The sequence below is a fragment of the Paenibacillus nanensis genome (assembly GCF_003583765.1).
In the GTDB taxonomy this organism is placed as follows: domain Bacteria; phylum Bacillota; class Bacilli; order Paenibacillales; family Paenibacillaceae; genus Pristimantibacillus; species Pristimantibacillus nanensis.
This window is the reverse complement of record NZ_QXQA01000005.1, coordinates 251,507-265,214: the sequence shown is the minus strand read 5'-3', so window position 1 is coordinate 265,214 and position 13,708 is coordinate 251,507. Positions and strand designations below refer to the sequence as shown.

Here is a 13,708-nt window from a genome sequence, read left to right as displayed (position 1 = left end):
GAGAACGATTATCAAGTTCGTTGACAGAAGGAAAGCCTTCCCCTAAAATGCTAATGAACATGAACAACATTCTAATCAGCAGAAAGTGGAATCATTATGCGTCTATTCGGGTTAATCGTTTCCTTATTGGCCTTGGCGGCCGCCATGATGGGAAGCATCACTTTTGGAGTAACGGATATCCCCATTTCCACCGTGTGGGATTCGTTTGTCGCCTTTAATGGAGGAAACGAGCACCTTATTATACGTACGGCCAGACTGCCTCGGGCGCTAATCGCGGCGGCTGTAGGCGGAAGTCTTGCCGTGGCCGGCGCCGTTATGCAGGTCATTACACGCAATCCGATCGCTTCGCCCAGCACGCTTGGCGTCAACGCCGGAGCCGCTTTTTTTATCGTGATGGCGGCGGGCTGGCTTGGCGTAAGCGGGCTGCAGTCCTTCACTTGGATCGCGCTTATCGGAGCGGCAGTCAGCGGAGGGATCGTGTTTCTGCTGGGCAGCATGGGCAGAGACGGCATGACGCCCGTCAAGATTACGCTTGCTGGCGCTTCGATGGCCGCATTTTTCCATTCCTTAACGCAAGGCTTAATGCTTTCGGACGGTAAAATGTTCGATCAGGTGCTTATATGGCTGGTCGGCTCCGTCGCAGGGCGGGATATGGCTCAGCTGGCTGCCGTCTGGCCGTATATGGCGGCCGGGATGGTTATTGCCCTCCTGCTTTCCCGTCAATTGAACGTGCTGTCGATGGGAGATGAAATCGCCCAAGGCTTGGGACAGAAAATCGTCTATATGAGGATGATCTCTGCGGCTGCCGTTATTTTGCTTGCCGGCGGTTCGGTCGCCGCAGCGGGACCGATCGCGTTCGTTGGCATCATTATTCCACACATTGTCCGGCACTTGGTCGGCAACGATTACCGCTGGATCTTGCCTTACAGCGCGGTGCTGGGAGCGCTGCTGTTGGTCGCGGCCGATCTCGGCTCAAGATACATCGCCATGCCGAAGGAAGTGCCGGTAGGCGTAATGACCGCCATTATCGGGGTGCCGTTTTTTGTGTATATCGCTAGGAAAGGAAGGAAGGCGCTATGAGGAATAACCGCAGAGCCGTTCAAGTATCCTTCATCCTGTTAGCGATATGCGCAGCGGCAATTGTCGTCAGTACGGGGGCGGGCGCCCAGTTTATCTCGCCGCTGCATGTCGTGAAAGCTATCCTGGGCCAAGTTCCATTCTTGAAAGAGATCGTCGGTCATGTGCCGCGGGCCGAGGAGGTTGTGATTCTTAAGCTGAGACTTCCCCGCATCGCGGCCGCGGTGTTGATTGGAGCGGCGCTGGCCGTGGCGGGGGCGATCCTGCAAGGGGTGATCCGCAATCCGCTTGCGTCGCCGGACGTCATCGGGATAACGGAAGGGGCATCGCTCGGGGCGGTATTGTTTATTTTTATTTTTACGGGCACCGTTTCCATCCATTGGATGCCTGTGTTTGCGATTATAGGCGCATTTGTTATATCGGGGCTGCTGTACGTATTTGCCTGGAAAGGAGGCGTTTCGCCTCTCCGCCTCGTGCTGATCGGAATCGGGATATCGGCCGCTGTAAAGTCGGTCTCCTATATGCTGATCATTTCCGGCCCGCTGCAGCTTGCGGACCGTTCCTTGACCTTCATGACGGGAACCATCTACGGCATGTCATGGGACAAGGATGTGCTGACGCTGCTGCCATGGGTGGCGGTGCTGCTGCCAATCGCTTGGCTGCAATCGCGAAGCGTCGACATCCAAGCACTGGGAGACGAGATAGCCAGCAGCGTCGGCGCGCGCGTTCAGCTTCAGCGGCTGCTGCTGATCGGGCTTAGCGTAGCGCTTGCCGGCGCGGCCATCTCAATCGGGGGCGCGATTGCTTTCATCGGGTTAATCGCGCCTCATATGGCGCGCAAGCTGGTGGGGCCGGCCTTCGGGAAAGTGCTGCCGGTCAGCGCGCTGCTTGGAGCGATCCTGCTGCTTCTAGCCGATTTGGTGGCGCGCACGGCCTTCCTGCCGCGCGATGTGCCGGCGGGCGTCTTCACCGCGGCGATCGGCGCGCCGTTTTTCCTGTATCAGCTGTATCGCAACCGCAATCGATAGCAGACCATCATTCTTTAAGGGCTGCCGGTTATTCCGCGAGGATGCCGGCAGCCCTTTTGCGTTTCAGGAAGATTTGTATCCGGTATCATTTTCGTTATAATTAAACTATTGAAATGTTAAGGACTAAAGTATTACAGAGGGGGATGAAGCGAAGCGATGTGGAAGTTGTTCCGGTTTCTGCGGCCTTACCGCGCTTTAATCGCACTTGTTATGATTCTAATTCTGCTGCAGGCGCTTGCGGAGCTGTATTTGCCTACACTCATGGCGGACATTGTGAACAATGGCGTTCAGCTAGGGGATACGGCCTACATTTGGCGGATGGGAGCTTTGATGCTCGGCATTACGCTGCTTGGAACGGGGGTTGCGGTGGGGGCCAGCTTCTATGCCTCCCGTATATCTTCCTCTTTCGGACGCATCGTCAGAGGCAAGGTGTTCGCCCATGTCGAACGATTCTCTCTGCAGGAATTCGGGGAGATCGGTACCGCGTCGCTCATCACAAGAACGACAAACGACATCAACCAAGTGCAGCAGGTGCTGATGATGATGCTGCGACTGATGGTAATGGCGCCAATGATGTGTATCGGCGGTATTATTATGGCGCTTTATAAGGATGCGGAGCTGACGCTTGTGCTCCTTGTGGCGCTGCCCGTCCTCGCCGGCGCGATCTGGCTTATTACTTCAAAAGGCATGCCGTATTTCAAGGCGATCCAGAAAAAGCTCGACAGGCTGAACCTCGTGCTGCGCGAAGGATTGACCGGCATTCGGGTTATCCGTTCCTTTAACCGGACGGAGCACGAAGTGAAAAGATTCGAGCAATCGAATCGCGACTTAATGGAGACAGCGGTAAAAATCAATCAGATCATGGCGGTTATGATGCCGCTGATGATGCTCATTATGAATTTGTCGACCATTGCCATCGTTTGGTTCGGCGCTCACCGCATTGATGACGGAGCCATGAATGTCGGCGATCTTATGGCGTTTATCCAATATGCGATGCAGATCATGTTCTCTCTGCTTATGTTCTCGATGATGTTCGTGATGGTTCCCCGCGCTTCGGTGTCCGCAAGCCGGATCAACGAAGTATTGGAGAAGCATCCTGCCATTTCGGATGATGCCGCTGGCGGCATGCAAACAGGAAGCCGTCCGGCCGAAGGCGTGCTTGAGTTCGACGGGGTGTCGTTCAATTATCCGGGCGCCGAACGTCCCGCGTTATCCGGGATCAGCTTCCGGGCGAATCCGGGCGAAGTTACGGCGATTATTGGCGGAACGGGTTCGGGCAAAACGACGCTGCTTCATATGATACCGCGGTTTTTCGACGCGGCCGGCGGATCGGTGCGGATCGACGGCAAGGATGTGAGAGAGTGGCCGCAGGAGGAACTCCGCGGCAGCATTTCTCTTGTCCCGCAGAAGTCGGTGCTCTTTACGGGGACGATCGCGGACAATATCCGTTACGGCAAAGAGGATGCCTCGGACGATGAAGTGCGCAAGGCGGCGGAGACTGCCCAGGCGCTCGATTTTATTACGGCGATGCCGGAAGGCTTCGATTCCAAGCTGGACCAGGGCGGAGCCAATTTATCCGGCGGGCAGAAGCAGCGTCTGTCCATTGCCAGAGCGCTCGTGCGCAGGCCGAAGCTGTATTTGTTCGATGACAGCTTCTCCGCGCTGGATTACAAAACCGACGCGAAGCTGAGAGCGGCGTTAAAGGGAGAAACAACAGACGCAACCGTCATTATAGTCGCGCAGCGCGTAAGCACCGTAATGGATGCCGACCGCATCATTGTGCTGGATGAAGGACAAATTGCCGGAATCGGCAACCATAAGGAGCTGATGGAAGGCTGCGGCGTTTACCGTGAAATCGTTGCCTCCCAGCTGTCGGAGGAGGAGATTGCATGAGCCGCGAAGCAGGAAGAAAGGACGGTCAGCGCAGCGGTCCTCCAGGCGGGAGGCCGATGGGCTTCGGGCCGGGACCGGGCATGATGGGCATGCCGGGGCAGAAGGCGAAAAATTTCAAGTCGTCCTTCAAGCGGCTTGCCGGTTATTTGAAGCCGTTCCGGCTTCATTTGATCGCAGTATTTGTTGCGGCGATTTTAAGCACGGTGTTTTCCATCTTTACTCCGAAAATTTTGGGGAGAGCGACGGATAAGCTGGTCGAACCGATTATGGCAAGGCTTGAAGGCGCGGAAGCGGCAGTCGATTTCCGCGCGATAGCTTCTATATTGGCTCTGCTTGCGGGATTATATGTCATCAGCTCGCTGTTCGGCTTTTTCCAGCAATATTTGATGGCGGGCGTTGCGCAGAAGGTGGTCTACCGCCTGCGGAACGAAGTGAACGAGAAGCTCGGCAAGCTGCCGCTCAAGTTTTTCGACGCCCGTTCGAACGGCGATATTTTGAGCCGGGTCGTCAATGACGTCGACAATATTAGCAATACGCTCCAGCAGAGCTTGACGCAAATTATAACTTCCGTCGTTACGCTAATTGGCGTGATCGTCATGATGCTGACGATCAGCCCGCTGCTGACGCTCATTTTGGTGCTGACGCTCCCGCTTAGCTTTATCGTAATCGCAGCGGTTGCAAAGCGATCGCAGCTGTATTTCAAAAGCCAGCAGACCGAGCTTGGACTGCTTAACGGCCATGTCGAGGAGATGTATACCGGACACACGGTCGTGAAGGCGTTCGGCCGCGAGCGCCAGTCGATCGATCGTTTCGAGGAAATTAACGGCAGGCTGTACGCCTCCAGCTGGAAAGCCCAATTCATTTCCGGGATCATCATGCCGCTTATGAGCTTGATCGGAAATATTGGCTATGTCGCCATCTGCGTAGTCGGCGGGGTGCTGGTTACAAGGCAATCCATCTCCGTCGGCGATATTCTCGCCTTCATCCAATATGCGCGGCAATTTACGATGCCGATTACGCAAACGGCGAATATCGCCAACATCATTCAATCGACTATCGCGTCTGCGGAGCGCGTATTCGAGCTGCTTGACGAAGAGGAAGAATCGCCTGAAGCCGCCGGAAGCTTGAAGCAGTCTGCTGTGCGCGGGGACGTGGAGTTCCGCAATGTCCGTTTCGGCTATAAAGAAGACGCGCCGCTTATCGAAGATATGAATATCGAGGTGAAGAGCGGCCAAACGGTCGCTATCGTAGGTCCTACGGGAGCGGGCAAAACGACGCTTGTCAATCTGCTTATGCGCTTCTATGAGGTGAACGGCGGAGCGATCACGATTGACGGCCGCGATATCCGCGAGTTGGAACGCGGGAAGCTTCGCAGCTTGTTCGGCATGGTGCTGCAGGATACTTGGCTGTTCAACGGCACGATCCGCGACAATATCGCTTATGGACGCGCCGGCGCAACCGAAGCGGAGGTGGTGAGCGCGGCCGTCGCCGCTCATGCGGACCATTTTATCCGCACGCTGCCTGAAGGCTACGACACCGTGCTGAATGAAGAAGCCTCGAATATTTCGCAAGGCCAGAAGCAGCTGCTTACGATCGCCCGCGCGATATTGGCCGACCCGGCCATTCTCATTCTGGACGAAGCGACAAGCAGCGTCGACACGCGGACGGAGGTTCAAATTCAGCAGGCGATGAACAATTTGATGACCGGACGGACCAGCTTCGTTATCGCCCACAGACTGTCGACGATCCGGGACGCTGATCTGATCCTGGTCATGAATAAGGGCTCTGTCATTGAGCAGGGCACCCACGAGGAGCTGCTGGCAAAGGGCGGCTTCTATGCGGAGCTGTATAACAGCCAGTTTTCGGAAGAAACCGAAGTTCAGGCAGTATAGATTTCAAATAAATGACCGCGCGAATGGAATCCGTTCTGGATCCGGCCGCGCGGTTTTTTCGCGATTAATTGACGCTGGACGGAAGAAAAATAGGTTGTTGACACCTTAAAAAGTCAGTGCTAATATTAGGGCAAGAAATCACACTAAGTCGCTTGGTATTATAGGAATTTATAAATGGCATTGACCATTCCAATGGAGATGTATGTTCTCTTTTCTTATGGAGCCGCGTGTTTGCGCGCTGCATGAGACGAGAGAACATGCATCTTTTTTTTATCAATAGCAGCTATTGGAGAAGGAGGGAACGAACGTGAGGAAAAAGAGGGGGATCGGTTTATTGCTTGCGGCGGCTATCGGATTTGGGGTGCTGGGCGCTTGCGGCGGGCCGGCAGACACGAAGCAGGCGAACCAGGCGGAACAGAAGGAAGAGGAGAGGGAGCCCGTCACGCTGAAGTTCTGGAACTACGGCAACACGATTACGGATACGGAATTTAATAAGCTGATCGTGGAACCGACCAAGGCGAAATATCCGCATATTACCCTTGAGCGGATTAAGACGGATGCGGACACGACGCCTGAAGACCTGGTTGCGACTGGGGAAATCCCGGATATTATCTATACAAGCAGCGGGCCTGCGTACTATCGGTTTCTGGATATCGGCATTGTCCAGGAGCTGGATGAGCTGATTGAGAAGCACAAGGTTGATACAAGCCGCATCAAACCGGCCATATTGGAATCGATCAAGAGCTATACGCCCGAAGGGAAAGTGATTGCGATCCCGCTGTCATTCAATTTATTGATTACGTATTACAATAAGGAAATTTTCGATAAGTTCGGTGTGCCCTATCCTTCAGACGAACCGAAGACTTGGAGGGAATGGCTGGAGCTTGGACGGAAGCTGACGGTTCAAGATAACGGCGTGCAGTATTTGGGCATCGATCTCGGAGGGCCCGGCAATCTCGTCCGCAGCTTGAATCTGGGCAATGTGGATCCGGCGACGGGCCGTTCCTCCTTGGCGGACCCCGGCTGGTCCGAATTGTACGGCTTACTGAAGGAGCAATACGAGCTACCCGGCTTTATCGGTCCGGACAATCAAATCGTTTATGACCGGGTGACGTTTATGGAAGAACGCAGGCTGGCGATCAGGCCTTCGTTCCTTGCGAATATGGTCGGTCCGCTGGAGGAGCTGCGGCAGCAGGGGATAGAGCTGGACTGGGATATCGCGCCTGCTCCTCATTTTGGAAACAACGAAGTCGGAGGAAGCATTCACTCCTTGATCCTGTCGAATCAGAGCAAGCATGCGGATGACGCCTTTCTCGTGCTGGCCCTTATTTTATCGGATGAGACGCAGCGGCTAGTCTCGAGGAACGGGCGTGTGCCGTCCATTATCAATCCGGAGCTGGAGAAGGAGTTCGGCGCGGATATCGAGGTGCTGAAGGGCAAGAAGGTGGAAAATGTGTTTAAGCTGACGGCGAAGCCGAACAATCCGCCTCACCCGCTCGATAATGAGCTTGGCGAATTGCTGACGAAAGCGGCCGAGGAAATCGCGCTTGGCGGAAGAGATGTGAACTCCGCGCTCAGAGCGGCAGAGGAAGAGAGCAATCGGATTATAGACGCATGGGAGAAAACGGGAATCAAATAACGCGAAAACGCGATCGAGAGACGGAGGCATAGGGATGAGCGGGGAAACGGATGTGAAGCTGACAGCGGATGTGCTTGTCATTGGAGGAGGGCCGGCCGGCGCATGGGCGGCTTGGAGCGCGGCATCAAAAGGCGCCAAGGTTGTGCTGGTGGATAAGGGCTATTTGGGATCGAGCGGTGCGACCGCCCCAGGCGGAACCAATCTGCTCTATCTTCCCCCGGATAAGGAAATGCGGGAGAAGGCCGTGCAGCAGCGAATGCAATCAGGCGGCTTCTTGTCGGAAGAACGGTGGATTCACCGGGTGCTGGACCAGGTGTATGAGAACCTCGAGCTTGTCGAGCAATGGGGGTACCCGTTCGTGAAAGACGAGAACGGTGTTACGCAGCGTAACCATCTGCAAGGACCGGAGTACATGGCGCTTATGCGAAAGGTTGTCAAAAAAGCCGGCGTCAAAGTGCTGGATCAAGCTCCGGCGCTTGAGCTTCTTATCGATGACCATGGCGTAGGCGGAGCCCGGGGCGTTCTTCGCCAAGAAGGCAGGGATTGGGAAGTAAAGGCGAATGCGGTCGTGATCGCGACCGGCGGCTGCGCTTTTCTGAGTAAAGGGTTAGGCTGTAACGTGCTTACCGGAGACGGCTATCTCATGGGAGCGGAGGCAGGGGCCGAGCTTTCGGGGATGGAGTTTACGCGCAGATACGCGCCTGCCCCTGCCTTCAGCTCCAATACTCGCTCCCGGCTGCTCGGCTGGGCGACGTATTACGATAAGGATGGGAACGAGCTTCACGGCTCCCGCAGCGGAGATTTTTTGGCCGAGCGGCTGCTCGAGGGGCCGGTGTACGCCATTATGAACAAGGCGGATACGCCGGAGAAGCAAGCGATATTACGCTCGTCCCATGCGATATTTTTCCTTCCGTATGACCGCGCCGGCATCGATGTGTTCACGCAGCCTTTCCCGCTGACGTTAAGGTACGAGGGGACGGTCCGCGGGACGGGCGGCCTCCGCATCGTCGGCGATTATTGCGAGACGACGGTGCCCGGCCTCTATGCTGCCGGCGACGCCGCGACAAGGGAACGCGTGACGGGAGCCGCATCGGGAGGAGGAGCCTTCAACGCTTCTTGGGCGATCTGTTCGGGAACCTGGGCCGGCCAGGGCGCTGCGGTACATGCGCTGGGGCAGGGTGCCGGAGCGCCTGAGCGGAAGCTCCGTTCGGCGGGCCGGTACGGACTCGCTGACGGACGGACGAATTTGACGACCTCGCGGGCGGATACGCAGGAATTGATTCAAGCGGTTCAAGATCAGGTGCTTCCGCTATCAATCAATTACTTCCGGTCCGAGGCAGGCTTGACCGCCGCGCTGAATAAGCTGAACAGCTACTGGCCCGGCGTCAGCGAACAGGCTCCGGAAAGTGCCTACGATCGAATTAGGGCTAGAGAAGCGGCCGCGATGGCTGCAACCTCGAGATGGATGTATACGGCGGCGCTTGCGCGGAAAGAGAAGCGCGGCGAAGGGCTGCATGTGCTGGCGGGGTATACGGAACTGGATCCGAATCAGCATCACCGTATACTCGTATCGGGCTTCGAGTCGATACAGGTTAGACCGGATCGCACCTTTTTGGCTGGGGTTGCGGCAGGATCCCATCAGGGAACAGAACAGGGGGCTTGATGCGTCATGATTGAATTGGTTAGCGCCGAACGCTGCATCGGCTGCAATCTGTGCGTAAAAGTATGTCCGACGAACGTGTTCGACAGGACGGAGCATGAGCCCGTCATCGCGAGGCAAAGCGACTGTCAGACCTGCTTCATATGCGAGGCCTATTGTCCTGTGGACGCGCTTTACGTGTCGCCTTATACGGATGAGCAGGTAGATGTGGATGAAAGGCGCCTTGCGGAGGAAGGGGTCCTCGGGAGCTGGCGGGCGACGCTTGGCTGGGGACCCGGCAGGACGAAGCTCGCCGCGATCGATCAAACGCCCTTTATTAACCGGATATTGCCGGAGCGGCCGATACGCGCTGCAGGGATTTCCGATGTCCGGTCGCCCGCCACAAGTTAACACGGAAGCTCAATTGCCAGCTTGCTGTAACCCGGAGGCGTACCTATTCGGCGGAGTCAGTCCGGATTCCGCCGAATAGATGCCTCCTTGTCTTCAACCCCCCATATTATTAGAGAGGAATGATGAATAATGAGTCTATTATCGAATCCGTTTACCGAGCGGCAGGAACTGGAGCAAGCCTATACCCCCGAGGTGGCGGCTGCCAGAAAGCCGGATCGCCCGGTGCACCCTCTTATACTGAACCGGTGGTCCCCTCGCTCTTACGATGACCGCGCCCTAACGGATGCCGAGCTGTTCACGGTGCTGGAGGCTGCGCGCTGGGCGCCTTCCTCCGGCAACCAGCAGCCATGGCGCTTTTATGTCGCGCGGACGGAAGAGGAACATGAGCAATTCCGCAAGTTCATCAAGCCTCGCAATCGCCTCTGGACGGATAAGGCGCCGGTCCTGCTGCTGCTTGCCTCCGTTAAAACAAGGGAAAACGGGGAGCCGAACGGTGCCCATGCCTTTGACGCGGGAGCGGCTTGGGCGACGCTGGCGTTCCAGGCTAGACTGCTGGGCTTGTCGACCAGGGCGGTCGGAGGTTTCGAGTATGATGTCGCAAGAGAGATTCTCGAAACGCCGGAGCATGTCGCCCTGCACGCCGTCATCGCGCTCGGCCACCGCGGGGAGACGGAGGCGCTCGACGAATCCTTTCGCGAGCTCGAGAAGCCGAATGGAAGACGTCCGCTTGCCGAAAGCATTTTGCCGGTTCCAACTGAAAGCGCGAAAGTTTGAGCGGTACTTTAACGTTATAGACGAAAACGAAAGGATGATGGGCATGTCTCGTAAACTCGAAGTGACGAATACATGGTTGGACCGCATTGTTGAGCAGGTGCGCGGTTTGACGTACGGCGTCGTGCAAATTACGGTGCATGACGGGCAAATCGTTCAAATTGACCGGACGGAGAGAAGCCGCTTCGATAACGTGAAGCCGCCATCCTCGGGGACGAAGCGTAAATGACGAGCATGGCGGACGCCCTAATCGGGGATGTCTAGGCAGAAGCGAAAGCGATTGGCATTAGATTCACGTCGAAAACGGCCGTTTAGGAATTCGTTCCTGAACGGCCGTTTTGTTTAGCGGCTGCTATAGGATCCGCTTAGACCGGAACCTTGTCATATCTTACAGCAATTTGTTCGATTCCGCTGAGAACGATGCGATGGAGCTGAGCCGGATCCTGTTCCGGATATTCTTCCAGCGTATGCATGCCCCTCGTTTCTTTGCGCTCGAGCGACGCCGTATGCATCCATCTCGCAGTAGCCGTCATGGCTGCGATTTCCCTCGCTCTGACGCGCTGCTGCACATTATCTCCTCGAGCCGAGCTCCCGGCAACCCCCCAAAGCGCGTTTAACCGGTCAAGCGATGCGCGCAAATTCGGGACATTGCGGAAATAATTGATTTTGAGCGAAACCTCCTGCTGAACCGCTGTAACCAGCTCTTTGTTATCCGGGCGCCAGGTGGCAGGTCCTTCTGAATCATTCCGTTGCAAGCCATAACGGCCTGCTGCCCGCAGCCGGCGATGCCCGGCATGCTTGGCGAGCGATAAGGCGTAAGCGGCAGCGGCCTCGCCGGACCAGGTGCCGGAGCAGATCGCCCATGACGCGTTGAAGGCGCCGCCACCCGACATGCCGCCCATCAGCCGCTCCCGCGACGCGGCGTCGCCGGCGGCGTACAAACCGGCCACCGTCGTGGAGCAGTCCTCCGCCGCAAGCCTGATGCCGCCTGTTCCGCGCACAGTACCCTCGCAGCGGACGGTCAGCGGAAATTTTTGCGTGAACGGATCGATTCCGGTTCTATCGTACGGCAAAAAAAATACGGCATGAGAACGTCTTAGAATCGCTCTTTTTTCCGGCGTGTCCGCTTTATTCAGCATCGCGTATACGGTACGTCCCTCGCTGACGGCTCTTTGCAAAATTTGTCCGCGGTTGCCGTCCGCATTTAAGATGTTGCCGGCCTCGTCGTAATACGTTGCCCAGCCAAGCAGGCGGCCGCGCGTAATAGTGCCGAACGCGGCGCTTGGTGCGTATGCGCGGCTGAACTCCATGCCGGAGAGCTCCGCGCCAAGCTCGGAAGCCATTAATAATCCGTCGCCCGTCAGCACGTTGCAGCCGAGCCCTTTGCTCAGGAAAGCGCAGCCTCCGGTCGCCAGCACGACGGCGTTCGCCCGCACCTCCCATTCCTTGTTGTCGAGCCGGGATATGCCTCTCGCTCCGCCGACGCCATGCTCGTCGACGAGCAGCTCCAGCGACGGGTGATGGTCCAGCACCTTAACGCCGGCCTTCAGCACCACTTTGCGCATGAGATTCATATACTCCAAGCCTTGCAGGTGTCCGCGTTTCGGTACGCCCTCCTCGTCTCTTACGAAAGGGTAGCCCCATTGCTCGATGCGTTCAAGATTGATGTAGACTTGATCGAGAACGCGGTAAGTCCAGGAAGGCTCCGACAGAAACCCGCCTCCCTTGTAGCGCTGCTCGACGGCCTGATCCCGAAGTTTCTGGTCGGGAGGCAAGTAGAGCAGATTCGTCCCCCCGGGCGCGGTGGCGCCGCTCGTCCCTAGATAGCCCTTGTCGACCAGCACCACCTCCGCTCCTTTCGAGGCCGCACTCCAAGCGGCCCAAGCGGCAGCGGGACCGCCGCCGATGACGAGCACATCCGCCGTTAATCGGGTATCGAATTCATTCATCGTCATCGCTCCTTTACTCCGGCTTGGTCAGCTTAAGCGTCTCGAGTTCTTTGCGGATGGCGTCCTCCGCCGTGCGGATCGCGGTATTGACATCTGTGCCGCTTAACGCGATATCTTTGAAGGCTTGCGTCAAATATTTCGAAATGTCGTTTTCCCAGCGGTGCTGCTTCAGCACAGGAGGCTCGGCTTTAAAAATATTTTCGATTTTTTTGCCTTTCAGCACCTCAATATCGGCGCCGAATTCCTTCTCCAGCTCCGGATTATCGATCGCCGGGACGCGTCCGTTACGGGAGACGATCCGCTGCACGTCATCCGACAGTATGTTCGCGAGCACCTGAAACGCGATGTCCTTATGCTTGCTGACGCTTGAAATCGAGACGGAATGCACATTCGCCACTTTCCCTTGGCCCAAGTTGTCCGCAAAGTTAGGAATGGGGGCCAGATCCCAGTTAAGCGGTTTGCCTTGAGCGCGTAGCTCTTCCAGCGGGCCGATCAAGTTAGCAAGCAAGGTAGGGCGCATCGCTAGGTTTTGGTCGACCAAGAAGGAATCTCTGCTGTACTCAAACTGCTCGCCTTGCACGTATCCGGGAATTTGCACGCTTTTTTGTACGGTTTCAAACACGCGTCGCCACTGCTCGGACTGCAGCGTCGGTTCGCCGGTCTCCGAATCAAGCGCGAAGATGCCGTAGCTTCCCTGCAGCGTCGCGGGACCGTTGTTCAAGTCGGTGCCAATATATTGAACGCCGCCATCGTTTACGGTAAGCTTCTGCGCGATGGCAAGCAATTCGTCCCATGTGATCTGCTCGTCGGGGGGATAAGGAACGCTGAATTTATCGAAAATGTCCTTGTTATAAAACAATGCCGCTACGTTAGAGGAGAACGGCAGCGTAAACAGCTCGCCATTTTTGGAGAAGTTCAATACGGATTCTAGCAGAACAGGCTTCAGCCGCTTCGTGTCAAAGCCGTGCTTCTCGGCTAGCGGCGTTAAATCGGCCAGCGCTTCCAGCTCCTGAAAGGCGTAGTAGGAGCCGCTTGTCTGATAAATAATATCCGGCGGCTCATTGGAAGTGAGCACCTCCGCCGGGGTGACGCCTTCGGCCGGCACTATTTTTTCCAGCGTCACATGCGGGAATTTTTGCTTGGTCGGCTCGACAAAAAATAAGTTGAACTCCGTGTCGGTCAGCGTCCCCCCGCCGACATAAAAGGTAAGCGTAACAGGCTCCGCGTTCGCGCCTGCTTCTTGCGTCTCGCCTGACGGGGCAACGGACGGCGCGGCGGTCTCCTGGCTATTGCCGCCTGCGGTCCCGCTGCCGCTGTTGCCCCCGGCGCAGCCGGACAGCAGCAAGCTGAACAGAATGATGCCGGCAGCCGCGGAATAGGCTTTTTTTCGTTTATTGATTGTTTTCATA

General features: G+C 56.5%; 11 protein-coding genes. 9 read left to right on the top strand and 2 right to left on the bottom strand.

The genetic code is table 11. The features are described from left to right. The first annotated feature begins 96 nt into the window (after positions 1–96). The 9 genes from D3P08_RS11090 to D3P08_RS11050 all read left to right on the top strand — a co-directional run bounded on the left by D3P08_RS11090 (position 97) and on the right by D3P08_RS11050 (position 10,579). The gene (locus D3P08_RS11090) at positions 97–1,080 is read left to right on the top strand and encodes a FecCD family ABC transporter permease (protein ID WP_119599753.1); all 984 of its coding nucleotides are present in this window, start codon (positions 97–99) and stop codon (positions 1,078–1,080) included. Further along, positions 1,077–2,105: a FecCD family ABC transporter permease gene (locus D3P08_RS11085; protein ID WP_119599752.1), complete on the top strand. Its 1,029-nt coding sequence runs from the start codon at positions 1,077–1,079 to the stop codon at positions 2,103–2,105. Before D3P08_RS11090 ends, D3P08_RS11085 begins: the two co-directional genes overlap by 4 nt. A gap of 156 nt (positions 2,106–2,261) precedes the next feature. Next, entirely contained in the window at positions 2,262–3,998 is a 1,737-nt protein-coding gene (locus D3P08_RS11080; RefSeq protein WP_119599751.1) for an ABC transporter ATP-binding protein, read from the top strand. Further along, a complete protein-coding gene (locus D3P08_RS11075) occupies positions 3,995–5,890 on the top strand; it encodes an ABC transporter ATP-binding protein (RefSeq protein ID WP_119599750.1) in 1,896 nt (631 codons plus the stop codon). The genes D3P08_RS11080 and D3P08_RS11075 overlap by 4 nt, the downstream gene beginning before the upstream one ends. Positions 5,891–6,197: 307 nt before the next feature. Then, positions 6,198–7,529, top strand: coding sequence for an ABC transporter substrate-binding protein (locus tag D3P08_RS11070; RefSeq protein WP_240647422.1), 1,332 nt, complete (start codon positions 6,198–6,200; stop codon positions 7,527–7,529). Positions 7,530–7,563: 34 nt separating this feature from the next. Further along, positions 7,564–9,192 carry an FAD-dependent oxidoreductase gene (locus D3P08_RS11065; RefSeq protein ID WP_119599748.1) on the top strand — a complete coding sequence of 543 codons (1,629 nt, stop codon included), beginning with the start codon at positions 7,564–7,566 and terminating at the stop codon, positions 9,190–9,192. A gap of 6 nt (positions 9,193–9,198) precedes the next feature. Continuing rightward, the gene (locus D3P08_RS11060; protein WP_119599747.1) at positions 9,199–9,579 is read left to right on the top strand and encodes a 4Fe-4S dicluster domain-containing protein; all 381 of its coding nucleotides are present in this window, start codon (positions 9,199–9,201) and stop codon (positions 9,577–9,579) included. A gap of 129 nt (positions 9,580–9,708) precedes the next feature. Next, the gene (locus D3P08_RS11055; RefSeq protein WP_119599746.1) at positions 9,709–10,353 is read left to right on the top strand and encodes a nitroreductase family protein; all 645 of its coding nucleotides are present in this window, start codon (positions 9,709–9,711) and stop codon (positions 10,351–10,353) included. A gap of 43 nt (positions 10,354–10,396) precedes the next feature. Further along, positions 10,397–10,579 (top strand): YezD family protein, encoded by a 183-nt coding sequence (locus D3P08_RS11050; RefSeq protein WP_119599745.1) that lies wholly within the window; start codon positions 10,397–10,399, stop codon positions 10,577–10,579. Positions 10,580–10,715: 136 nt separating this feature from the next. Here D3P08_RS11050 and D3P08_RS11045 read toward each other — a convergent pair whose 3' ends face one another. Continuing rightward, positions 10,716–12,299 carry an FAD-dependent oxidoreductase gene (locus tag D3P08_RS11045; RefSeq protein ID WP_119599744.1) on the bottom strand — a complete coding sequence of 528 codons (1,584 nt, stop codon included), beginning with the start codon at positions 12,297–12,299 and terminating at the stop codon, positions 10,716–10,718. A 13-nt stretch (positions 12,300–12,312) separates the two neighbouring features. Beyond that, complete coding sequence (locus tag D3P08_RS11040) at positions 12,313–13,707, bottom strand: ABC transporter substrate-binding protein (protein ID WP_119599743.1); 1,395 nt, start codon at positions 13,705–13,707, stop codon at positions 12,313–12,315. Position 13,708 lies beyond the last annotated feature (1 nt).

Bases quoted from the DNA above. Each gene is read 5' to 3' on its own strand.
- D3P08_RS11050 (WP_119599745.1), top strand. From the start codon at position 10,397: ATGTCTCGTAAACTCGAAGTGACGAATACATGGTTGGACCGCATTGTT.
- D3P08_RS11085 (WP_119599752.1), top strand. From the start codon at position 1,077: ATGAGGAATAACCGCAGAGCCGTTCAAGTATCCTTCATCCTGTTAGCG.
- D3P08_RS11075 (WP_119599750.1), top strand. From the start codon at position 3,995: ATGAGCCGCGAAGCAGGAAGAAAGGACGGTCAGCGCAGCGGTCCTCCA.
- D3P08_RS11080 (WP_119599751.1), top strand. From the start codon at position 2,262: ATGTGGAAGTTGTTCCGGTTTCTGCGGCCTTACCGCGCTTTAATCGCA.
- D3P08_RS11045 (WP_119599744.1), bottom strand. From the start codon at position 12,299: ATGAATGAATTCGATACCCGATTAACGGCGGATGTGCTCGTCATCGGC.
- D3P08_RS11055 (WP_119599746.1), top strand. From the start codon at position 9,709: ATGAGTCTATTATCGAATCCGTTTACCGAGCGGCAGGAACTGGAGCAA.
- D3P08_RS11090 (WP_119599753.1), top strand. From the start codon at position 97: ATGCGTCTATTCGGGTTAATCGTTTCCTTATTGGCCTTGGCGGCCGCC.
- D3P08_RS11065 (WP_119599748.1), top strand. From the start codon at position 7,564: ATGAGCGGGGAAACGGATGTGAAGCTGACAGCGGATGTGCTTGTCATT.
- D3P08_RS11060 (WP_119599747.1), top strand. From the start codon at position 9,199: ATGATTGAATTGGTTAGCGCCGAACGCTGCATCGGCTGCAATCTGTGC.
- D3P08_RS11040 (WP_119599743.1), bottom strand. From the start codon at position 13,707: ATGAAAACAATCAATAAACGAAAAAAAGCCTATTCCGCGGCTGCCGGC.